22 protein-coding genes are annotated in these 22,699 nt (G+C 51.6%); 2 read left to right on the top strand and 20 right to left on the bottom strand.

The genetic code is table 11. From position 1 onward, the window contains the following. Positions 1-75: 75 nt before the first annotated feature. The 17 genes from tatC to ACI0FJ_RS02225 form a co-directional block, all read right to left on the bottom strand. Positions 76-882 (bottom strand): twin-arginine translocase subunit TatC, encoded by an 807-nt coding sequence (gene tatC, locus ACI0FJ_RS02305; protein ID WP_424306446.1) that lies wholly within the window; start codon positions 880-882, stop codon positions 76-78. Positions 883-1,304: 422 nt separating this feature from the next. Continuing rightward, on the bottom strand, positions 1,305-1,673 hold the full coding sequence (gene tatB / locus ACI0FJ_RS02300) for a Sec-independent protein translocase protein TatB (protein WP_424298425.1): 369 nt from the start codon (positions 1,671-1,673) through the stop codon (positions 1,305-1,307). A 40-nt stretch (positions 1,674-1,713) separates the two neighbouring features. Further along, positions 1,714-3,261, bottom strand: a complete 1,548-nt coding sequence (gene guaA / locus ACI0FJ_RS02295; protein ID WP_424298422.1) for a glutamine-hydrolyzing GMP synthase — start codon at positions 3,259-3,261, stop codon at positions 1,714-1,716. 174 nt (positions 3,262-3,435) lie between these two features. Next, a complete protein-coding gene (guaB, locus tag ACI0FJ_RS02290) occupies positions 3,436-4,893 on the bottom strand; it encodes an IMP dehydrogenase (RefSeq protein WP_424298419.1) in 1,458 nt (485 codons plus the stop codon). 90 nt (positions 4,894-4,983) lie between these two features. After that, positions 4,984-5,688: an ABC transporter ATP-binding protein gene (locus ACI0FJ_RS02285; RefSeq protein WP_424298416.1), complete on the bottom strand. Its 705-nt coding sequence runs from the start codon at positions 5,686-5,688 to the stop codon at positions 4,984-4,986. Beyond that, complete coding sequence (locus ACI0FJ_RS02280; RefSeq protein WP_424298413.1) at positions 5,681-6,469, bottom strand: ABC transporter ATP-binding protein; 789 nt, start codon at positions 6,467-6,469, stop codon at positions 5,681-5,683. The genes ACI0FJ_RS02285 and ACI0FJ_RS02280 overlap by 8 nt, the downstream gene beginning before the upstream one ends. A gap of 1 nt (position 6,470) precedes the next feature. Then, positions 6,471-7,706 carry a high-affinity branched-chain amino acid ABC transporter permease LivM gene (gene livM / locus ACI0FJ_RS02275; RefSeq protein ID WP_424298410.1) on the bottom strand — a complete coding sequence of 412 codons (1,236 nt, stop codon included), beginning with the start codon at positions 7,704-7,706 and terminating at the stop codon, positions 6,471-6,473. A gap of 27 nt (positions 7,707-7,733) precedes the next feature. Further along, on the bottom strand, positions 7,734-8,636 hold the full coding sequence (locus ACI0FJ_RS02270; RefSeq protein WP_424298407.1) for a branched-chain amino acid ABC transporter permease: 903 nt from the start codon (positions 8,634-8,636) through the stop codon (positions 7,734-7,736). A gap of 101 nt (positions 8,637-8,737) precedes the next feature. Then, complete coding sequence (locus ACI0FJ_RS02265) at positions 8,738-9,859, bottom strand: branched-chain amino acid ABC transporter substrate-binding protein (RefSeq protein ID WP_424298404.1); 1,122 nt, start codon at positions 9,857-9,859, stop codon at positions 8,738-8,740. A gap of 186 nt (positions 9,860-10,045) precedes the next feature. Further along, positions 10,046-10,657, bottom strand: a complete 612-nt coding sequence (locus ACI0FJ_RS02260; protein WP_424298401.1) for a tetratricopeptide repeat protein — start codon at positions 10,655-10,657, stop codon at positions 10,046-10,048. Next, positions 10,641-10,793 carry a CcmD family protein gene (locus ACI0FJ_RS02255; RefSeq protein ID WP_424298398.1) on the bottom strand — a complete coding sequence of 51 codons (153 nt, stop codon included), beginning with the start codon at positions 10,791-10,793 and terminating at the stop codon, positions 10,641-10,643. The genes ACI0FJ_RS02260 and ACI0FJ_RS02255 overlap by 17 nt, the downstream gene beginning before the upstream one ends. Positions 10,794-10,807: 14 nt before the next feature. Beyond that, positions 10,808-11,461: a cytochrome c biogenesis protein gene (locus ACI0FJ_RS02250; RefSeq protein WP_424298395.1), complete on the bottom strand. Its 654-nt coding sequence runs from the start codon at positions 11,459-11,461 to the stop codon at positions 10,808-10,810. A 3-nt stretch (positions 11,462-11,464) separates the two neighbouring features. Next, the gene (locus ACI0FJ_RS02245; RefSeq protein WP_424298392.1) at positions 11,465-12,136 is read right to left on the bottom strand and encodes a heme exporter protein CcmB; all 672 of its coding nucleotides are present in this window, start codon (positions 12,134-12,136) and stop codon (positions 11,465-11,467) included. Beyond that, positions 12,130-12,795 carry an ABC transporter ATP-binding protein gene (locus ACI0FJ_RS02240; RefSeq protein ID WP_424298389.1) on the bottom strand — a complete coding sequence of 222 codons (666 nt, stop codon included), beginning with the start codon at positions 12,793-12,795 and terminating at the stop codon, positions 12,130-12,132. Before ACI0FJ_RS02240 ends, ACI0FJ_RS02245 begins: the two co-directional genes overlap by 7 nt. Continuing rightward, positions 12,788-14,692, bottom strand: coding sequence for a heme lyase CcmF/NrfE family subunit (locus ACI0FJ_RS02235; protein WP_424298386.1), 1,905 nt, complete (start codon positions 14,690-14,692; stop codon positions 12,788-12,790). Before ACI0FJ_RS02235 ends, ACI0FJ_RS02240 begins: the two co-directional genes overlap by 8 nt. A gap of 142 nt (positions 14,693-14,834) precedes the next feature. Beyond that, the gene (locus ACI0FJ_RS02230) at positions 14,835-15,254 is read right to left on the bottom strand and encodes a cytochrome c maturation protein CcmE (RefSeq protein ID WP_424298383.1); all 420 of its coding nucleotides are present in this window, start codon (positions 15,252-15,254) and stop codon (positions 14,835-14,837) included. 7 nt (positions 15,255-15,261) lie between these two features. Further along, a complete protein-coding gene (locus ACI0FJ_RS02225) occupies positions 15,262-16,326 on the bottom strand; it encodes a hemolysin family protein (RefSeq protein WP_424298380.1) in 1,065 nt (354 codons plus the stop codon). A gap of 138 nt (positions 16,327-16,464) precedes the next feature. On the opposite strand from ACI0FJ_RS02225, the gene waaF reads away from it, so the two are divergent. Together waaF and ACI0FJ_RS02215 are read left to right on the top strand one after the other, a co-directional pair. Continuing rightward, positions 16,465-17,643: a lipopolysaccharide heptosyltransferase II gene (waaF, locus tag ACI0FJ_RS02220; RefSeq protein WP_424298377.1), complete on the top strand. Its 1,179-nt coding sequence runs from the start codon at positions 16,465-16,467 to the stop codon at positions 17,641-17,643. Further along, positions 17,640-18,659 carry a glycosyltransferase family 9 protein gene (locus ACI0FJ_RS02215; protein ID WP_424298374.1) on the top strand — a complete coding sequence of 340 codons (1,020 nt, stop codon included), beginning with the start codon at positions 17,640-17,642 and terminating at the stop codon, positions 18,657-18,659. The genes waaF and ACI0FJ_RS02215 overlap by 4 nt, the downstream gene beginning before the upstream one ends. A 23-nt stretch (positions 18,660-18,682) precedes the next feature. On the opposite strand, the gene ACI0FJ_RS02210 is transcribed toward ACI0FJ_RS02215, so the two are convergent. The 3 genes from ACI0FJ_RS02210 to ACI0FJ_RS02200 all read right to left on the bottom strand — a co-directional run bounded on the left by ACI0FJ_RS02210 (position 18,683) and on the right by ACI0FJ_RS02200 (position 22,398). Then, the gene (locus ACI0FJ_RS02210; protein WP_424298371.1) at positions 18,683-20,356 is read right to left on the bottom strand and encodes an EAL domain-containing response regulator; all 1,674 of its coding nucleotides are present in this window, start codon (positions 20,354-20,356) and stop codon (positions 18,683-18,685) included. A 129-nt stretch (positions 20,357-20,485) separates the two neighbouring features. Beyond that, entirely contained in the window at positions 20,486-21,139 is a 654-nt protein-coding gene (gene nadD, locus ACI0FJ_RS02205; protein ID WP_424298368.1) for a nicotinate (nicotinamide) nucleotide adenylyltransferase, read from the bottom strand. Next, positions 21,139-22,398, bottom strand: coding sequence for a glutamate-5-semialdehyde dehydrogenase (locus tag ACI0FJ_RS02200; RefSeq protein WP_424298365.1), 1,260 nt, complete (start codon positions 22,396-22,398; stop codon positions 21,139-21,141). The genes nadD and ACI0FJ_RS02200 overlap by 1 nt, the downstream gene beginning before the upstream one ends. Positions 22,399-22,699 lie beyond the last annotated feature (301 nt).

Raw genomic sequence — 22,699 nt, 5'->3', positions numbered from 1 at the left:
CATGAGCAAGCGGACGCTTGCTCCTATAAGAATACAGCGGCAAGAGAAACTCCCTTGCCGCTGTTAGTGTTGTTTTTATGCGGAACCCGACTTTGTAGCATCAGCCTCGCCATCCGGGCTGTCAACTTCGTTCTCGGCCTCGGCCCCATCTTCCGAGTCTTCTTCTACTTCTTCCGCCGGTTTTTCTTTTTTGCCGAATGTATAAGCAACGAGGATGCTTATTTCGTACAGCAGAATAAGCGGTCCCGCCATAAGGGTCTGGGTTATGACATCAGGCGGGGTAAGAATGGCAGAGACCACAAAAGCCAAAAGAATAGCATACTTGCGGAACTTTCGCATGCCGCGGGCCGTGCACATGCCGAGCTTGGCAAGAAAAAGCACGAAAATCGGCATCTCAAAAACCACACCGAAAGCAAAAAGAAGTTTGAGCGCAAAACCGAGGTACTCGGAAAGCTTCGGCATAAAGACGATCGACTCGTTGGAAAAGCTGGCAAAAAACTCGAACCCGAACGGAAAAACCACAAAATACCCGAAACACGCTCCGCTAACGAAGAATATAGCCGAAAGAAGCGCAATCGGGATAAGAATTTTCCGTTCGTGGTCGTACAGCCCAGGGGCTATAAACTGCCACATCTGATAAAAAATAAACGGGCTTGTGGCAAAAACACCCGCCACCAGGGAAACCTTTATATATGTAAAAAAAGCCTCTGGTGGATAGGTGTAAATAAAGCTTCCCGTCTGCAGGACCTTTGTCATCGGGTCCATCAGGTAGCCAAACAGCTCTTTGGAAAACGGGTAGCAGGCGATAAAACCAACTGCTACGGCGATAAAACTACGCACCATACGCTTGCGAAGATCAAGGAGGTGTGCAGTCAGAGGCATCCGGGAACCGGCAAGTTCGTCGTCTTCCTCATCGTCATCTTCTTCGTCGTCTTCCTCGTCTTCTTCATCTTCTTCGGTGTCGTCGGTCGAGGCCGGAGGAACATTATCCGAAGATGTAGGCAGAAATTCTTCATCTTCCTCATCAGACGATCCACCTTCAAGGGCAGAATCATCCAAGGCATCAGAAGCCCCGACCGCGTCTGTTTCGCTGGCCGAAGAAGTGTCCGACTCTTCCTTGTCATCGCTGGACGGGGGGATTTCCCCCCGTTCAACAGCGTATAAATCGTCCGTCAAAGAAGGATCATCATTATCGTCAATCTGCTCAGCGTCATTGCCGATTTCTGCAGCCGCACGCTTTTCCTTGCCCTCCAGGGACTCGTCCCCGGACGTGCCGGAATGCTTACTGGTGTCCTCTCCGGCACTCATGCCTTGTCTCCAGAGGACTCAGGTTCGGCAGAGGCTGTTGCAACAGGTTCTACTTCAGTCTTATCTGAAGCTGTTTCCTGTTTGGGTTCCTCCACGGCCGCAGTCTTTTCCACGACTTCAGCTCCGGCTTTCTGAGCTTGCACTTGAGCTTTTTTAGTGGCCTTCTTTGCTTCCTTCTGGCGTTCCTCCATATCGGCCCGTTGGATCTCATGATCCAACGTACTCTTTACATCGGAGCTCATACGCTTGAATTCAGCCAGCCCTTTTCCCAGAGTACGCAAAAAACCGGGGAGCTTCTGTGGCCCAATAACAAGCAATGCAACCACACAGATAATCAGTATTTCCGTCGAACCGATTCCAAACATACGACCTCGTCAATATCTGCTGAAGTAGGTGGACGATACGTTATTCCCATTCAATAGTGCTGGGCGGTTTGCTGGAGATATCGAGAACGACTCGGTTGACGCCTTTGACCTCGTTGATGATTCGATTGCTCATACGGGCCAGGATTTCCGGCGGAAGGCGCGACCAGTCTGCAGTCATGGCATCCAGACTGTCCACAATACGCAGGGCAATGACATGCTCGTACGTTCTGTCATCCCCCATTACACCAACGGTCTTCAAAGGAAGCAGAACGGCAAACCCCTGCCAAACCTTGCGATACCAGTCCGTAGCCAGCAGTTCCTGCTGAACGATACGGTCGGCCTGCCGTAAAATTTCCAACCGCTCCTGGGTGATCTCGCCAATAACCCGAATAGCCAAGCCAGGACCAGGGAAAGGATGGCGCCAGATAATGAAATCTGGCATCCCAAGCTCCATGGCCACCCTGCGTACTTCGTCCTTGAAAAGCTCACGCAAGGGCTCGACCAGCTTGAAGTCCATCTTTTCAGGCAGTCCGCCCACGTTGTGGTGGCTCTTGATCACGGCCGAGGGGCCTTTGAACGATTCGGATTCAATGACGTCCGGGTACAATGTGCCCTGTGCCAGGAACTTCACGTCCTTGAGCTTTTTGGCCTCGGCTTCAAAAACATCAATAAAAGTATAACCGATGATTTTGCGCTTCTTTTCCGGGTCCGTCACCCCTTCGAGTTTGCCCAAGAAAAGATCACGGGCATCAACCACGATGAGGTTGAGATCGAAATGCTCTTCCAAAAATCCGATAACTTCCTGACGCTCATTCATGCGCAGAAGGCCATTGTCTACGAAAATGCAGTGCAGTCGCTTACCGATGGCTCTGTTGAGCAACACGGCGGCAACTGTCGAATCGATACCGCCCGACAGTCCGCAGACAACATTCGCATCGCCAATCTCTTCCCGCATCTTTTCCACGGACGATTCCACGAAGGAAGCCATGGTCCAACCTGGTTTCAGCTTGGCGATCTTGAAAAGAAAGTTGTGCAGGATAATTTCCCCGTCGTCGGTATGTGCAACTTCGGGGTGGAACTGCAGAGCGTAGAAATTACGGGAAACATCAACCATGGCAGCAACTTCAACACTGGATGTCCGAGCGGCGATCACAAAGCCCTCGGGAATGGATTCCACATGGTCGCCATGCGACATCCAAACCTGATGCAGGCTTTCTTCAGGCAAATTTTCCCAAAGAGGACAATCCTTCACAAGTTCAAGCTCGGCCCTGCCGTACTCGCGATCCGTGGCAGCGGTAATTTTTCCGCCAAGGGAATACGACATCAGCTGCATGCCGTAGCAGATGCCCAAAACAGGCAAGCCCCAATTGAAAATTTCCTTATCGATCTTGGGCGACTCCGCATCCAGAACGCTGCTGGGCCCTCCGGAAAGAATTAAGGCGGAAGGTTCAAGCGCCTTAAGGTCATCCAAACTGATGGTGCAGGGATGTATTTCCGAATAAACCCCAGCTTCGCGCACACGGCGGGCGATCAACTGGGTATACTGGGAACCGAAGTCCAAGATAACGACTTTACTCTGTTCTTGCATAGGCGTGATGGGACGGCGCTAGGCCAAGTTTAAGGACTAAGAAATAAGCGCTTTCCTACGCTCTCTGAGCGCCGGAGTAAAGAGCCAGCCACGGACTCCTAACGCCTTGAAACCGGGTCGACAAGAGTCGACCCGGTAGGAAGCATCTACATAACTCAGGCTACAGCCTGTGGTTTAGAACGGCTCAGTACGATAGTTCGGGGCTTCCTTAGTGATGATCACGTCATGGACGTGACTCTCACGCAGGCCAGCCGGAGAGATTTTAACGAATTGCGCCTTGGTGCGCAGGTCTTCTATTGTCGCACTGCCGGTGTAGCCCATGCCAGAGCGCAGGCCCCCCACCAGCTGATAAAGAGTATCAACGACAGGGCCTTTGTAAGGAATGCGGCCCACAACACCTTCAGGAACAAGCTTTTCGGATTTTTCTTGAAAGTAGCGGTCCTTGCTTCCGTCTTTCATAGCATCAATTGAGCCCATGCCGCGATATATTTTATAGCTGCGGCCCTGATACAGGACGGTTTCGCCAGGGCTTTCCTCGGTCCCGGCCAAAATGGACCCCATCATGGTGGAGTTGGCACCGGCAGCCAGGGCCTTGACGACGTCCCCGGAAAACTTGATGCCACCATCGGCAATGACGCATTTATCCATCTTGGAAACCGCCTTGACCGCATTCATAATGGCAGTCACCTGCGGCACACCGCAACCTGCCACGATACGAGTGGTACAGATGGAACCGGGGCCAATCCCAACCTTTACGGTATCGGCTCCTGCTTCGGCCAGGGCCTTGGCTCCTTCAGCTGTTGCCACATTGCCTGCAATAAGCTGACAATGGGGAAAAGCACCACGAATGGCACGCAACGCTTTAAGGATATTGACGCTATGCCCATGTGCAGAGTCCAGGACCAAAAAGTCGGCTCCAGCCCGAAGCAGAGCATCAGCCCTTCCGTCGACGTGAGCGCTCACACCAATAGCGGCACCAACGCACAGACGACCTTTTTCGTCTTTGCAGGAGTTAGGATATTTTCCTTTTTTTTCGATATCCTTGATGGTGATCAAACCGCGTAATTTGTTTTGATCGTCTACCACCAAAAGTTTCTCAATCCGGTTTGCGTGCAGGTGTTCCTTGGCTTCGTCCAGGCTGGTTCCAACCGGGACCGTAACCAGACCCTCGCTTGTCATGAGATCACGAACAGGAGTGTCCATGTTCGTTACAAAACGAACATCACGGTTGGTCAAAATGCCGACAAGCTCACCACCACGCACTACGGGCAGCCCGGAAATACGGTATTCGCTCATCACATCCAAAGCATGGCCCACTGTAATGTCAGGTTCAATGGTCACAGGGTCGTGAATCATGCCTGATTCGGACTTTTTGACCTTTTCAACCTGGTAACATTGTTCCTCAATGGACAAATTCTTGTGGATTACCCCAACACCGCCCTGACGAGCAATGGCAATAGCCATGGCAGACTCGGTAACGGTATCCATTGCCGCGCTGACCAAAGGAATATTCAGCCTAATCGTCGGCGTCAGCTGCGTGGAGACATCAACTTCGTGCGGGAGCACTTCAGAAAACGCCGGAAGCAGCAATATATCGTCAAAGGTCAGGCCCTCGTATGCAATCTTTTCCATAACACCCAAGCCTCCTTTCGGGCATCGTTCCGTAGCAAACATGCGCCCGGAGCGTGTTATACAATCATCCCGGCAGGAGTCATTTTCGTCCTACATGCCGAGATACGCCTTCTTGACTTCCTCATTGGCGAGCAATTTTTCGCTCGTATCTTCCATAATGATCCGGCCGTTTTCCATAACATATCCCCGGTGGGCTGTCTTGAGTGCCAGGTTGGCATTCTGCTCCACCAGAAAAACAGTTGTACCGGTTTCGTTAATTTTGGCTACAATGTCAAAAATCTGCCGAATAATAATCGGGGCCAACCCCAAAGAGGGCTCATCCAACAGAAGCAAACGCGGACGAGCCATAATGGCACGAGAAATAGCCAACATCTGCTGTTCGCCGCCGGAAAGTGTTCCGCCAGCCTGCTTACGACGCTCGGCCAGAATAGGAAAAAGCCCGAACACATAGTCCAGGTCTCGCTTGATTCCGTCCTTATCGTTGCGCAGAAAAGCGCCCATATCCAGATTTTCCATGATTGTGAGATCAGGAAAAATCAATCGCCCTTCCGGTACCTGGCTGATTCCCATGGAAACAATGTCATTAGGTTTTGCCCCGGAGATGGGTTTCCCTTCGAACAGAATTTCTCCTGTACGAGGCGGTGTGGCACCGCAAATAGACATCAGCGTGGTGCTTTTCCCTGCTCCGTTAGCCCCAATGAGCGTTACAATCTCACCGTGGCCGACTTTCAGACTGACATCATACAGAGCCTGGATATTGCCGTAAAATGTATTGATATTCTTCAACTCAAGCATCGGCATCCTCTCCAAGATAGGCCCTGATGACATCGGGATTCTCGCTGACTTCCGCAGGAACACCCTCGGCAATAAGTTTGCCGTATTCCATAACGTAGATGTAGTCGGAAAGCGTCATAACCATCTTCATATCGTGCTCGATGAGGAGAATGGCAATTTCAAACTCCTCCTTCATAGCCACAACAAGATCCTTGAGTTCCTGTGTTTCCTGAGGGTTCATCCCTGCAGCAGGTTCGTCAAGCATAAGCAAAAAAGGCTCCGTGGCCAGGGCGCGGGCAATCTCAAGTTTGCGCTGCGCTCCGTAAGGAAGGTTCTTTGCCAGATCATTGTAGTGTTTGTGAAGCCCCATCCTTCTGAGGAGTTCATAACTATCATGTACGACCCTCTCTTCTTCATGGCGCGCAGAGGGCGGACGAAGAATTGAAGCAATAATGCCGGTTTTTGTCCGGCAATGGCAGCCAATCATGACATTTTCCAGAACCGTCATATCAGGGAAAAGACGTATGTTCTGAAAAGTCCGGGCCACACCGAGTTCGGTCACTCTGTTGGGCTTGTAGCCATTGATGCGCTTCGATTTTTTCCCAGGAGGATTAATCAGCACATCCCCTTCCGTAGGATCGTAAATTCCCGTAACGCAGTTGAAGAATGTTGTCTTTCCCGCGCCATTGGGGCCGATCAAAGCTACAATCTGTTCCTTTTCCACGGACAGGCCAATTTCGTCCAACGCACGCAGCCCGCCAAAGTTCATGGACATTTCTTTTACGTCAAGTACCGGCTGCATCTTAGGAGGCCTCCCCGTTAGGTGCTGCTTCCATATCGTCTATCTTGTACCGCCTGCGCTCGGAGCTGATAAGTCCCTGAGGACGGAAAACCATCATCAGCACCATGATCGCTCCGAAAATAAGCATTCTATACTCGGAGAATGCTCTTAAGTATTCGGGAAGAAGTATCAAAATAAACGCGCCGGAAATGACACCAAGGATGGACCCCATGCCCCCCAGAACAACAATGGACAAAATAATGGCCGACTCGAGAAAGGTAAAGCTGGCCGGGTTGATGAACGTGGTCTTGGCCGCAAAGACAACCCCAACCATACCTGCCCAGGTAGCACCAAGGGCAAAGGCAGTCAGCTTGGTCTTGGTTTTGTCTATCCCCATGGCCTGACATGCGATTTCGTCCTCACGCAATGCCATCCAAGCCCGTCCGATCCGAGAGTTTTTCAGTCGGGTAACCACAAAAATCGTAAAACAAACCATCCCGATCATGAGGTAGTAGATGTACTGCGTTGCCCCTTCGACCCCCAAATCGACGCCAAACAGACCGGGACGCGAAATATTGGAGATACCGCTGGGGCCAAACGAAAACTCGTTCCAATTCTCCAGGACCAAACGGATAATTTCTCCAAACCCAAGGGTCACGATAGCCAGATAGTCTCCCCGCAAACGCAGCACGGGAAAACCCAGCAGCAAGCCGCAGACCATTCCCAAAAGAGCACCAAGAGGTAGTACGGTCCAAAAACCGAGACCGAAATGGTGATTGAGGAGCGCGTAGGCGTAGGCGCCCACTGCGTAAAAAGCCACGTAGCCAAGATCCAGCAGGCCAGCCAGACCAACAACGATATTCAACCCAAGACCGAGCACTACATAAATTAGCGCCGAGATCATGATGTTCGTCTGATAGGTCGAAACAATCCAAGGAAAAAGAATTGCCAGCAAGAAAGCCACAGCCAGACAGGGGAGCTGCAGTTTACTGTCCGAACGAACCCGGGCCAGCAAAGAAGGCTTGGCGACCTCTCCTGCACGCAGGACTTTTCCCCCTGTTTTTTTACGGTCCAAAAGGTAGCGCCAAACAAAGGACAGCACAAAACTGCCGATTCCAATGTACAGGCAGTTCATAAACCGCCACTGAACGGTATTTTCAATTGTATCCACCCGCACTGCCATCAACGGGAAAGTCAAAAAGACAAACCACAGGCTGACCAGAAGCGAGCGTTTGAGTCCGTTATGCATCGTCTTCATTCCACCTTACGTAATGCGTTGTCAGAATCAGACCTTCTGCGTCTGCGACTTGCCAAGAATACCGGCAGGCCGAAATATCAGGATGAGCACCAGCAATGAGAAAGCAAACACATCCTCGTAGTCGCTCGAGACATACCCTGTCGCAAAACTTTCACACCACCCCAACACCAGTCCACCAAGCATGGCGCCTGGGATGCTGCCGATTCCGCCAAGTACAGCAGCCGTAAAGGCTTTGATCCCGGCAATAAAACCAATATAAAAGTTGATTTGTCCTATATGCGAGGCAATCAGCACTCCACCGATGGCTGCCAAGGCAGATCCAATTATAAACGTGGCTGAAATCACACGGTCTACATCCACACCAACCAACATGGCCATCTTACGGTTCTGGGCAGTTGCGCGCATGGCCTTGCCCAAACGAGTGTATTTGATGAACAAGGTCAGCCCTATCATAGAGCACGCGGACGCGAGGATAATGAACAACTCGCTGGAGCCCATGATATGGATGTAAGGCTCCATGAAATCGAATTCCGGTGTCAGGTAAGGAAACGGAAGAAAGTCCGACGTCTGTACCAAAAGAACGTAGTTTTGCAAAAATATGGACATGCCGATTGCAGAAATAAGCGGAGACAAACGAGGAGCCCCACGCAACGGCTTGTATGCGATTTTTTCTATGGTATATCCGTAAGCCGAAGAATAGATTACGGCCACCACAAGAGCAAACAGCAGAATGGCCAAAGCCGGGAATCCCAACGTTCCCAAAACTCCGGCTACAATAAGAGCTGTAAAGGCGCCTATCATATAAATTTCGCCATGGGCAAAGTTGATAAGCTCAATAATACCGTAAACCATGGTGTACCCAAGGGCGATAAGAGCGTAGATGCTCCCCCGGGTTAACCCCCCAAAAAAAAGTTCCCAAAAATAGTCCATCGAAGTTCCGCCTTATGGACTGAGCTGTCCGCTCAGGAAAAAGGACAGGGGATGGACCGTATGTCCATCCCCTGGCTTATCTTTATACTGCCGAGTCTATCCTATTTAACTTCATCGTACTTGCCGTCTTTGACAACGTACATGGAGAAGCCGACACCTTCGGCATCGCCTCTATTGTCAAATTTGATCTTGCCCAGAGGAGTTTCAACATACTGTGTATGCAGGGCATTGACGATGGCGTCATAATCGGTGCTGCCAGCTTTTTCGATGGCGTTGAGCAGGGCCTGGGCAGCAGCGTAAGCCTGAGGATAGAAAGCACCAGGCTCGGAACCGTACTTTTCCTTATGCTGCTTTACAGCCTTGATGTAGAGGGGATTCTTGGAAATATCCACAGGACCGGAAGCGTATACGCCTTCAGCATTCTTAGCGGCAACTTTGATGAAGGTATCATCCTTCACGCCGTCATCGGAAAGAAACACAGTCTTCATGCGCTTACGACGCATCTGAGACACGATTTTGGAGGCTTCAGGATGGTAACCTCCAAAAATAACTGCGTCGGCCTTGTTGCGGCGAACTTTCTGCACAACGGCAGAGTAGTCCACGGCGCCGGGAGTTACGCCTTCGAACAGAACAACTTCAGCCTTGCCACCCTTCTCAATGAACATCTTGGCGAACTCGGCAAATCCCTTACCGTAATCGCCCTTATCGTGCAGCACGGCGATCTTCTTCACGCCCAGCTTGTCGGTTGCAAAATCAACAACCAGTTTGGCCTGGGCATCGTCTGAGGCGATGGTACGGAAAAATGTGGGATAGTCACCACTTTGTGTCAGACTGGGGTTGGTGGCGGAGGGAGACATGCAGACCATCTTTGCTTCCGTGTAGATGGGCAGAGCAGCCTTGGTTGCACCGCTGCAGATGTGACCAAGTACCACGGTTACCTTGTCGGAAACCAGCTTGGTGGCAACGTTGGTGGCAAGTTCGGGTTTGCACTGGTCATCCTGCGGTGCAATCACAACCTGCATCCCGTTAATGCCGCCCTTGGCATTGATTTCATCAGCAACAATTTTAGCCGCATTAACAGTAGGAAGCCCATAAGAAGCCAAGTCGCCGCTATGCGCGCCAGCCACGCCAACAACAATCTTTTCGGCCATGGCCGGAACCGCAATCAGGCCCAGCAAACAAGCGATAATAATCGCCCGTCCCAAAAATTTACCAGACATCATCATTCCTCCGTAAGTTGTAAAAAAAGACCAGTAAAGGAAGCTCCAGCGATTTTTCTATATCCAAGTGGCACCTCAGAAACAAAACTTGTCGTTCACTAGATGTATCCAGTACCGGTCATTTGCCACGCTTTTCTGAAAATTGTCAAATAAGACCTGGCTCTCAAACCAACAAAATAGCCCTTCCCTCTACTTGGCAGAACCGTGAGTGGCTTCCAATTCTTCGTTTACAAGTTTTGTAAGCCTGGGGTCCTGTGGAGCAAGAGCCTTTGCCCTGCGAAAGTTTTCCATTCCTTCATCTGGTTTGTCCAGAAAGTATTTCTGCATAACACCCAAATTGTAGTGCGCCATGGGATTATCCGGGTCCAATTCCAACAGCTGGCTGAAAACCTCTGCAGACTTGGCATAATCTTTTTTCTGGTACAAACAGATGCCATAAAAATTCAAAGCATCCTTATTTGTTGGCTCCACATTAAGGGCATCCTGCAGAAAAAGAGCCGCTCGATCCCAGGCTCCCATTTCCATGAATACTGAAGCAAGACTCATCAAAGTGGGCAGGTCTTCCGGATTTTTCTGCAGCGCCTGCATAAGGTCGCGAATCTGCCCCATGTTCCCCATCTTAGCCAGTGCCTTCATACTTTTTCCGCCAGCCGGAGCTTCCTGCCGGACCACGGTTCTGGAGGGATTCTGAAGCCGGTAAAACACCGAGCTGACAAAAATGACCATAAGGCCCACGGCCAACAAGAAAACAACTATCTTTCCCGGAAAAAGCCCTGGGACAGCATTAGAATTGCTCGTCATGTGATCCTTCCAGCAGCTGGAGCTGATCCATACGTCTTTTCAGGTGGGACGACTGCCGCCCCAAAAAGAAAACATAGCATCCAATGCCGATCCAAACCGCGGCGTTGGCTATTAACAAATAAGATTGTGCGTCCATGGGACCTCCAAGTTTCAAAACGTACGGCGTGCGTCAAGCTCCGCCTGCATGGAAAGCTGACGTTTGCGTAAAAGCAGCAAAGCCAGCCAAAGCAGGCCGAAGGCTATGCCCGAAGCGATAACCGTATGCCACATTTCCGGCTCAAGCCCTCCCCCTTTCTGGGCAAACACCGCAGGGTGAATACTCCGCCACATTCTGGCGGAATAAAAGACCAGCGGAACATCAAGAAAAGCAACCACGCCGAGGACAGCACAGACCAGAGATCTTCTGTCTTGTGCCATGGGGGCTGTACGAAGCACAAGGTAGGCTGCATAGACAAACCACATAATCAACGTGGTCGTCAGACGAGGATCCCAGGTCCACCACACATTCCAGGCACTGCGGGCCCAGAGGGAGCCGGAAATCAAGGCCAGACCGGAAAACAAAACTCCAAGCTCTGCGGCGGCACCGGCCAACCGATCGTAACCGGGAAGTCGTTTCAGCAAAAACATACCGCTTGCAATAAAAACCACAAAAAAACTGATCATGGACCACCAGGCCAACGGCAGGTGGACATAAAATATTTTCTGCACGAGCCCCATGGTGGCTTCAATCGGTGCGTACATCCAAATCATGTATTGCGCTCCGAACAGAGCGCAAACGGCGAGCAAAGCGAGAATACGAATCATGACTTAGGCATCTCCACCATAAACAAAAGGAAAAAGGACCAGAGCAGCCCCAGTAAACAACGCGTCGAACGCCAGCGCAAGTCCCATCCAACCGCTATCACCAGAAACGCCGCCCAAGGCGGCGGCACCTATACGAATTCCGGCAAGCAGTACGGGAAGCAGCAAGGGAAAAAGAATAACGGACAATAGCGACTCTCTGGCCGCAGCCCCCTGAGACAAAGCCCCAAGCAGCGAGCCAAGAACAACAAGTCCCCAGTCAATGACCAATACGCCGGCCAGAGCCGCTAAAGGCGCATGCACAACATCCTGCCCTAGGAAGACCATGGCGGCCGGAGCAAATACAACTTGGGAACAGGCCAGCAGAACCAGCCCGGCCAAGGCCTTGCCAAGCCAGACGCTCTGCAAAGGAACGGGAGAGAGGAGAAGGCCTAAACGGGCACCGTTTTCTTCTTCCAGGGAATAGAGGGTATTGAAGACCAGCACCAAGCCGAAGCTGGAAGCCAGCCAAAAAATGGCGGCTGCCGCCTGGGGCGACGTCAACGTCCCGGTAGGCCGGGAGAGACTGAAGAGAAAAATAAGGAGCAAGCCGAGCAACACCGCCTGCACCAGGCCCTGCCCTCGCGACAAAGAAAGAGCCAAGTCTTTACGTAGAATTGCCACAACCGAAGTCAGCATGCGCATTCCTCCGCGGTATACCCGGAGGCTTCCCCCGCATAACGGACCCTGCCTTTTTCCAGGTGCAGCACATGGCTTGCCACTTCCAGTCCTTCACGCAACTGGTGGCTGACCCAAAGAATCCCTGCTCCACGTTCGCCAGCCTGGGTGATTTCGCGGTGCAGCAATCCGGCCGAAGCCACGTCCAATCCTGTTCCCGGCTCATCGAGAAATATCAGACGAGGGTTATTCAAAAAAACCCTGGCCAGACTCAACCGCTGGGACATTCCTCTGGAAAACCTACCAGCCTCTTCTTCGGCAACATACCCCAACTCCACACGCTCCAAAGCTGCCATCAACGCTGCTCTATCGCGGCCCAGCCCATACATGTCGGCCCAAAAACGCAAATTTTCCAAAGCGCTCAGGCGAGGATAAATAAATGTTTTATGCCCCAGATACGAACGCTCATTCGGTGGGGGAGTCACATCTATTTTTCCTGCATCCGGGCCGAGCAATCCGGCCGCAATATTCACAAGAGTGGACTTACCCGCTCCGTTGGGCCCCACCAGCAGCCATACCTGGCCTGGCAGAATGGAAAAGCCGACCTTTTTGAAAACCAGCTTACGCCCATAAAGCTTGGCTACCCCCTGTGCCGAGAGCAAAGCTTCGGAATTAGGCAATGCCGTTCTCCCCATAGCGCCCAGATTTACGACGCAGACGCAGACACAAAAAGCCAGCCAGACAAAGCAAGGTACCACCAATCCAAACCCAGTTCACCAAGGGATGGATACTGATCTTCAGACTGACGCTCCCATCGCGGTCCATTGCCAGCAAGGTAGCGTAAAGTTCGTCTCCAAATGAAGGAATGACAGAGACTTCGGCAAAAGGCTGCTCAAAGTTGCGGTACAGACGACGTTGCGGAGTGAGTTGCCCCAACCGCTCGCCGTTTTTAAATACATCAACGGTTGCCTCGGCAACGGACATGGCATTGTTGTCAAATGTCCGTACTGCCTTGAACGTAAAGTCATACCCTTTCATGCGGATGGTGGCGTTGGGCTGAAGAACAGCTTCGCGCTCTAGCTGATAGGGGCCTGAAAAGGCCACGCCAAGGACCATCAAGGCCACGCCGGCATGCACCCCCAGAAAACCCCACCCACTGCGGGTGGCGCGCATCTGCTTGTCCACAATTGCAAGAAAGAAAAGGCCCACCATGACTGCGATGGCAGCGGCGGCTGCAATCACTGCCAGCGGCTTGTGAACTCCGCCGAAATACATGGCCAATCCCGAGAGGGGAAAAACAGCCATTGCGGCAATACCTGCCGTTCCTTTGCGTAAACCGCCCTTCCACCCAAGCCATGGGCAAAAGACAAGGACAACAGCCATGAGCGCAAACACAGGCAGGCAGACCCGGTTGTAAAATCCTGCATCAAATCCCTGCGGAGCGACACTCCACAAGCTGCTGATAACAGGCCACATGGTACCGAGAAATACGATCAGGCCAAGGGCCAGAAACATCCATGCTGCAATGATAAGCAGCCCTGGACGGGACAGCAGTCCGTCAAGTTGCCGTTCGGCAGACGCGCCAACGGAAAAAAGAATAAAAATGGTTAAAGCCAATCCGGCCAACATGAACAGCAAAAGTGGCGTTGCCACCCCACCGCCTCCAAATGCGTGCAGAGAATCGATAACCCCGCTGCGCACAAGGTACGTCCCGAAAAAACAAAGCATAAGTGTGAGGCTGACCAAAAAGACATTGGCCCTCACCAAAGACTTCCGCCGCCGTTCCACGACAGCAGTGTGCAAAAAAGCAGTCGCCGAAAGCCAGGGAATAAGAGAGGCATTTTCCACCGGGTCCCAAGCCCAATACCCGCCCCAGCCAAGTTCCATATAGGACCACCAGGCACCAAGAATAATTCCGGCACTGAGGAATATCCAGGAAACGACAGACCAGTTGCGTCCGGGCTCAAGCCACTCTCCACTTTTGCCCGTAACGTAGGAAGCCAAAGCCAGACACGCGGGCACAGTAAACCCTGCGTATCCCAGAAACAGCAGCGGAGGGTGAAAAATCATGCCCGGATTTTGCAGCAGGGGATTGAGTCCCCGTCCATCTGCAGGAGGGGGCGAGAACAGCGTAAACGGATTGCTCCAATTGGTAAGGAGCAAAAGAAAAAAGGCCTGAACTGTAAGAAAAAAGGCCCAGTAGAAACTTCGTGTTGGAGAGGAAAGTTCGCGATATGCCCGGGTAAAGGGAAAAAAGGCTCCCAGAACAGCAACGCAGACGGTCCAAAACAACAAGGAACCATCCTGCCCGGCCCAGAATGCCGTAACCGTATAGAACATGGGGAGCACGCTATCCGTGTACTCGGCCACGTATTTTACGGAGAAATCCCGCGTGACCAGGGCATACAGAAGTACTCCCGAACACAAAAGCAAGATGGCAGCATTTACATACTGCCCTTTTTCAATCCATTTACCGTAAATATCGTTATTGAAGTAGGCTTGGAAACAAGCGGCAAGAGCCGCAAAAACACTCAGCAAAAGGACTGCCAAAAGCCCCCAATAGGCGGCTGCGTACATCACGTTTCCTTTGTTGACTCAATTAGTATGGATTGATCCGCGTAATACGGTCCGCTCAAGAAGACAAGCGTATTCTTACCATTTGGGGCTCAAAGCCAGTGCGTCCAGTATAAAACCCCGAAACGTTAATGCGCAGCCGACATCAGACCTCGGCCGGGTGACGTTTTTTCTTTTCGTATTTGCTCGGACACTTTGTCATAAGCTGAGTGGCGGAAAAGGAATTCCCATTGTGGGTGAATCGCCCTTCCACAATAACTTCCACGCCCGGCTTGAAGGTATCGGGAACTGCGCCCGCGTAATTTATTCGAATAGCCTCGCCAGCGTTGTCTTTATCCTGCAGATCGAAAGCAACGCCCAGTGCCCCATGCTTGCGCTCCACCCGCTCCGGACCAACCATGCCGAAAAGACGGGCCTGGGAACGTTGTGCTGGTTCCATGGCCAATGCTTCAGAAACATTTAAAAAATACACGCTTTCCTGTGACACCCCAGTAAAGACGAGATACCCCAGTCCTGCGGCAAAAAGCAAAAAAGCGGCAATATACACAGCCTTGTTCTTTCCCATATTCGCCTCAGTCGCGTTCTATGGCCGACTCACGCTGCCCCGCAGCCGTCATCAAGCCTTTGCGTTTTTTCTTTGCCAGTTCGCGCATATCCGCAACCTGGTCGGTTTCATCAACGATTTCTCGCCCCAGAATTTCTTCAAGAACATCTTCCAGGGAAACCACCCCGGAGATCCCTCCGTATTCGTCGAGAACCACAATAAGATGAATTCTTGATTTGAGAAACTTAATAAGCAGTCGATCAAGGGTCAAGGTTTCCAAAACAAACTCGACCGGCCGCATGAGCTTGTCCAAAGTAAGATCGTCCCGGTCATTGACCAAGGCCTCAAAGACCTCCCTTCGATAAACAAGCCCTACGATATCCTCCCGGTCGTCATGCTCAAAAACGGGAATACGGCTGTGGGGCCAGACAGACTTCCTCTGCCAGGCTTCCGCCACGCTCATATGGGCAGGCAGAGAAAAGACGACCGTACGGGGAGTCATAATATCCCTGACCTGTTTTTTATCCAACGAAAGGATGTTGCCTATAGCCAGTTCTTCGTATTCTTTGAGAATCCCCGCTTTGTACGTAAGGCTTACAAGAGCACGTACATCTTCTTCCGTGGCCAGCGGGCCGATTGAAGAAGTTTTGAAAAGACGGACTACAAATCCCAAAGTCCAAGTGATCGGAGCACAAAAAAGGACCAACAGCTGCAACGGCCGAGCCAGCAAGGGCGCGGCAGTTTTATTGTAAACAACCCCCAGAGTTTTGGGGATGAGTTCTGCAAAAAGTAAAATGACAAGGGTGAACCCCACTGCAAACCAGGCAAGGTGGTCCGGCCCAAAAACCCTTGCAGCCGCAGCCCCGGCAATAGAGGCTCCAGCTGTATTGGCTACCGTATTGAGCGTCAGGATTGCAGAGATAGGCTTTTCCACATCACGACGCATGGCGTAAAGAATTTTTCCGGAACGACGCCCTTTTTTACGTAGGGACTCGATTCTGCTCCAGGAAATAGAATACAGAGCGGCTTCGCTGACCGAACAAAAAAATGATATAAGGGTAGCCAAGCTGACAGAAAGGATAAGTTCTAGCATTCGTTGAAGGGCCGTCCTGCCCCATAAATGGCTTGATGCATTTCTGATATTTATCAGAAGCCACAGGGCCATGCAAGCAAAGGAGCCCCCAGGAGGGCATGATATTTCGCGTTTCGAGCAACTTCCGCAGATGCGGACTTGACGCGAAACCAGAACCCGGCGAAAACAACCGCCGCACGGCACGTAGCATTTTCCCTATTTTCAATCATATGCCCCGGCCATTCGACCGGTATGGGAACGGCAGGACCCAAAATTCCTTTTATCATTATGACACAATCGATTCGATCCATAGCCGTATGGCAAACAGCTTTTCTGGGTGACGCCGTCCTGACTCTGCCACTGATTCATACTTTGGCCGAAGCCTACCCTGGCATCCCCTTGGATTTATATGTCCGCCAAGGTGTCGATCCTCTTTTTTTGGCTCAACGGGAATTGCGTAAAGTTTACGGATTTGCAAAGCGCGGAGCACACAAAGGTATACGCGGTGCGCTGGCCCTCGGAGCTTTTCTGCATGATCAAGACTACGATGTTTTAATTTCGGTTCATCGAAGTTTTCGTAGCGCGCTTGTAGCCCGGAGATCGGGCATTGCCATGCGTATCGGCTACGACACCCCTTTCTACAACAAATTGGCGTACACTCACACGGTATCCCGACGCTTCTCCCAACTTGAAGAAATAGAACGGCAACTTCAACTTGTATTGCCTCTAAACATTACGCATAAAATTTCTACTCCAAGGCTCGACCTCATTCCGGAAGTGAAAGCAAATGTCGACAATTTTTTTCATTCCCATGTCAACGGACCGTGTATTGGCCTGAATCCCGGCTCGGTATGGGCAACAAAACGCTGGCCAACGGAATACTTCGGACAGGTTGCCGACATGGCCGCCAGCCAAGGGCTACAGGTAATTATCTTCGGCGGCCCGGGAGAAGAGGAAACAGTCCGGCAAGTGATAGAGGCAACCCAGCCAGAAACCCGCCCCGCCTTGCTGAACATGGCTGCAAAGCTCAATCTGCCGGAGCTGGCCTGCTTCATTTCCCGACTGGACGCCTACCTGACCAATGATTCCGGCCCCATGCATATTGCCTGGACATTGGGTACACCCACGGTTGCACTCTTCGGCCCTACAGTTGAATCGCTTGGCTTTTTTCCCCGCGGCTCGCACTCCCGGGTTCTCCAAACCGAGCTCGGCTGCCGCCCATGCGGACTCCACGGCAGCCAGACGTGTTCTCAGGGGCATCACCGCTGCATGCGCGACATCTCGCCCCAACTGGCTTGGAATACTATGCAAAAGGTGATGAGGGAACAGGCCTCATGAAATCTCCGGACGCGGTTGTCGTACGCTTCAGCGCCTTGGGAGATGTGGTTCTGACAACAGGAGTGCTGGAACACTGGCAAAGCACTTTGGGGATGCGTTTCGTCTTTATCACCAAAAAAGCCTTTGCTCCTGTTCTGGAGGGACACCCAGCTCTGTCGGAGATTATAGCCCTTAACGATTCCCAGCTTTCCGGTTCCGCATGGCTTCGCCAGGCGTCTTTCATGGCAAACAAGTATGCTGGACTCCCGCTTATAGACCTCCACGGGAGCCTTCGGACACGCATCCTGCGTTTTTTCTGGAAGGGGAAGACCCATCATTATGCCAAGCACAGTATCGCACGGCGGGCATACCATCGATTCAGGCAGGAATGGGCTCAAAAAAGTCTCCTCCAGTGGAATGTCCCCCAACGCTATGCCTTGGCGCTCCAATCGCCCCCGCCATCGGCCAAGGCACTTATACCTCATCTGCACCCGACCAGAACTGAGATTTCAGAGGCGCATTCACTCCTCGAATCTCATGGATACAAGGGAGAGAGGGCTCACCCTGTAGCCCTTCATCCTTACGCCACGCATACCAACAAAAAGTGGCCGGAAGAGCATTGGAAAGAATTGGCCTTGCTCCTGACCAGAAAAAAGATTCCGTGGATGGTTATAGGACGCGACGATGCCCCCGCCAGGTGGACCAAAGAAATGTCGGGGGGAGTTTCACACGACTTCACCAACACGACCGACCTGCGGCAAAGCTGTGCATTGCTTGCGTCGTGCAGAATGCTTGTCACGGGAGATTCAGGCCCCATGCACTTGGCCTGCGGCGTGGGAACACCGGTTATCGCATTATTCGGTCCGACTACACGTGCCTGGGGTTTCTATCCGGAAGGACCGCACGACAAGGTATTGGAAAGCGACCTTGAATGCCGCCCCTGCTCGCTTCACGGAGGCAAAACGTGTCCCCGTGAGCGAGAATGTATGCGCTCCATCCGCCCGGAAGACGTTCTTGAGGCAATAATTCAAAGCTAAGCCGCCCCCCCAAAAAAAGCTACCTATTCTCCCAGCATCAGCTCGAGGCAAACGATATTGCGGGCAGCACCCGGTATCCGTTGTGCAATCATTCGGCAAAGCTTCCCGGAAAAAGGCGAGGTATGAGCAGGGGTGACAAACTTTTCATAGCCTGCGGCAACATGCAGATAATAATCCCGAAGAAAGTGCCGAGTCCCCTTGGGTGTTGGACAAAAGTTACAACCTTCACCCCGTTCCTGGGAGACCGCATCAATAAGCTGCTTTCCCGCCTTGTCTATTACAAAAGCACCGGCAATACACTTGTCTCTACGGAGTGCAGCCTTCAACACGACAGGATATTTTTCCACATTGGCACGTGCCAGTGCCGCCGTTACTTTCTGTAACAGGGCTTGAGCCGTTACCTGTCGTCTTTTTTCCTCCCCAATGCGTTCGACACAATGACGAACGTACTTGCGGACCAGATATTCCACCTGAAAATGATACTTTTCAATGCCCCGCACGTTCTTGGCATGCGGCCTGTCGAAATAAAATCCCTGCAGGCACGTCGGCCCAAGTTCCAAAAGTCCAATGGCCTGCTCTTCGGTTTCAACACCGGTTGCAACAACATCGATACGTTGCGTTAGTGCTCCTCCTAAAAGAGCCTTCACAAGAAGTGCGGCACTTTCCTCAACAAGAGTCCGGGAAACGAGGCTTGTTGAAAGTTTGACGACATCCGGACGAAATTCCTCCACCTTTGCCAAGTACAGACTCTCGCCATCATAGCGGTCAAAGGCGATGCGGAATCCATGTCCTCTATGGATATCCAGAAAACGCCGTAAAATTTCGTTGTCGATACTCCCGACTTCATCAATCTCCAGCACAATACGGCGCGTGGAAATCCCAAACGTATCTGCCCCCTCCAGTACATCCCTCAGCTCTCCGCCTTCGGCATCCCCGGCAATAATGGTTGCTTTGCACACATTTAAATGCAGGTTGAAGCCCGAAGTGGAGCGGTTGATCTTTGCAAAAGAACGCATGGCCTTCTGACGACAGGCACGATCGAGAGCAACAGTCTCTTCATCTGAAAGTCCTGCGAAGAGCTGCCCCGAGATGCTCTTATCTCCACCTCCGCCGCCGGAATTCACTCGCTTGGTAAGTGCTTCAAATCCGCAAACCCTTCGTTGCCCTATATCCAAGATTGGCTGAAAAAAAGTACGAAGTTCATCGGCCTCAGAACCTTCAGAAGGCACACTTTCAAGAGCCTCCTTACCGGCAACTGGATCCGTTGTAGAGGCAGTGTTCTCTTCCCGCCCTGCTGGCGCAACCTCTCCGATGGATGGGCCAAACATTTTTTCAAGCTTGTAAAGAAGCACATCGGAAGTCACCGGTTTTACAACATAGTCCGATGCTCGCAGCTCCATTGCCAGAGCTATTCTCGTATCATCTTCCTGGTTAAAAAACAGCAGGCAGTCCGTGTCCGCGAATTCCTCGCTCCACTTTATTTTCTGCAGAAACTCAGCCCCAGAGCCATCGCCCAGAGTTTCATCGACCAAAACCAAATCAATAGGCTCGTCATTCAAGACATACCAAGCTGTCTGAATGTCCTCAGCCGAGTGCCACTGTACGTTGACCAATGGTTTTAAAATATCTGTGATATTTTTGACAAATTTAGCCTCTACGGAAACGACCAATAGATGCTTAACGATCGAAGTATTCATAAGAAGCGCTGTCCAATCAGGTTCAGGTGGTGACGCAGCATTATTAAGTCATTAATATTACGAAAGAAGATAATACCAGTCAGATGGGTGGAACGGCAAGAATCCTAAGGGGAAAATATCGGTCGGAAGTCAAGATTTAACCTGACGAAGAAGCGGAAGAAGTGGACCGAGAGAACGCTCTACACAAAAAGGGACCAGGGAGGCGACACTTTTCCCCTGCAGCAAACGTCTTCGAATATCAGTTGCGCTGATATCCAGGATGGGTGCATCGAGGTAATGTAGACTAGTTCCGCTGGAAAAGTCCCAAACAGTAGAGCTTTTGCGTACTGCATCAGGCCAGGATTGGGCTACGGTATCGGCTGTTTCCTGCAACCCGACACCAAACCTGGGGACAACAGCCAATCCCGCATATTCAATAAGCCTCAGCCCTTCTTGCCAAGTCGGTACGCTTACCAAATCCGCTGCACCAAGAATGAAAAAGAGTTCATCCTCGGGATAGCGACGGCGATATAAAGACAGTATTTTTATAGTATAGGACGGGCCTGGAAAAATTCTTTCCAAAACACTGACTTGATAGCCGTGCATTCCGGACAATGCCCCCTGCAGCAGATGCCAACGGGTGGCAAACGGGAGTTGGTCGTCGTGCGCTTTGAGCGGGTGGTTATAGGAAAGGACAAAATCTACCCTATCCAGATTCAGCTGCTCCCGGGACTCCACGGCCATGCGAACATGGCCGCAGTGTACCGGATTAAAACTGCCTCCAAAAATTCCTATACGAGACATTAGCCGCGAACTTGACCGTCACCAAAAGCAACGAACTTGGTCGAAGTGAGTTCACGTACCCCCATAGGGCCATACGCATGGAGCTTTGAAGTCGAAATACCTATTTCCGCACCAAGGCCAACCTCTCCTCCGTCGTTAAAACGGGACGAGGCATTCACCAACACTAGCGAAGCGTCGGCTTCACGCAGAAAACGCATAGCCCGGGCATGGTCCCGGGTGCAAATAAGCTCGGTGTGATTGGAGCCACACTTCCGAATGTGTTCCAGAGCTTCGTCCATTGAGTCGACAACTTTGACCGCCAGCACCAGGGAGTGGAATTCATACCCCCAATCATGGTCAGTAGCAGGCTCGGCTGTGCTCCCCAACAAAGGCAACGACTGAGGGCAAGCCTTGAACGTAACCCCTGCCTTGCCGAGCTTTTCGGCAACCATGGGAAGAAACTCTTCGGCAACGGATCTATGAACGAGCAGACATTCCAAGGCATTGCAAACACCGGGACGCTGCACCTTGCCATTATAGACAATCTCCAATGCCTGCGGCAGATCGGCCTGCTCATCCACGTAGGCATGGCAAACGCCCTTGTAGTGTTTGAGCACAGGCATATGTGCCTGCTCTGTCACGGCTCGAATAAGCCCTTCGCCACCACGCGGAATCGCAACATCAATGGAGTCTTCCTGCTTGAGCAGAATGGCGACGGCTTCACGGTCGGTTACAGGGACAACCTGGGCGGCAGACTCGGGCAGTCCATTTTCAACCAGGGCTTCCCGAAGAATCTTCGCAAGGGCTAAATTGGAATGAATCGCCTCGGACCCACCGCGTAAAATAATAGAATTCCCAGCCTTGAGACAAAGAATTGCCGAATCGATGGTTACATTGGGCCGGGACTCATAGATCATAAGAATGACCCCAAGGGGAATACGCATCCGCCCGATAAGGAGCCCATTTGGCCGTTTGGTCATGCCTTCGATCTCACCCACGGGATCGGATTGAGCGGCTACGTCCTTGCAAGCGGTGCTCATGGACTCGATAACGGCATCGGTAATACGAAGACGGTCGAGACGGGCTGAATCCATGCCTCCTTCTTCCGCTGCCTGCAAGTCCTTGGCATTGGCCTTGAAAATTTCATCCTTCCGCTCTACGAGCTTTGCCGCAAGCGCTATCAACGCCTTATCCTTCGTACTCCCAGAAATACATGCAAGTTTGGCCCCAGCCAATTTGGCGGCAGCACATATTTCGAGCATCTGTTCCTGCAAAGACATGGACAACTCCTTATCTTTCAACAATTATGCAACAAGCCCATACAAAAAATTTGAATCTCCCTACACAAATGCAGCCCTGCGGCGCACTGGGGAGTTCCCAAAAAACGCTTCTATACTTTTTCTCACCAGCCTGATACCGATGCCGACACGACGGAATCAACGGGAAAGGAGGTTCACTGGCGTGGCGCTTTCCGCATACCGTATGGATTGCGCCGAGTTGGGAAACATTGCGGAAATTTTATTTTTATCGCAAGTAATGTTTTAGCTCAATGAGAAAGAACAATTCTGTCAAGGATTTTTG

It is taken from the genome of Desulfovibrio sp. 7SRBS1, from assembly GCF_049723905.1.
GTDB lineage: Bacteria > Desulfobacterota > Desulfovibrionia > Desulfovibrionales > Desulfovibrionaceae.
Note: the sequence above shows the minus strand (reverse complement) of the source record. Positions and strands in the feature narration are given on the sequence as shown.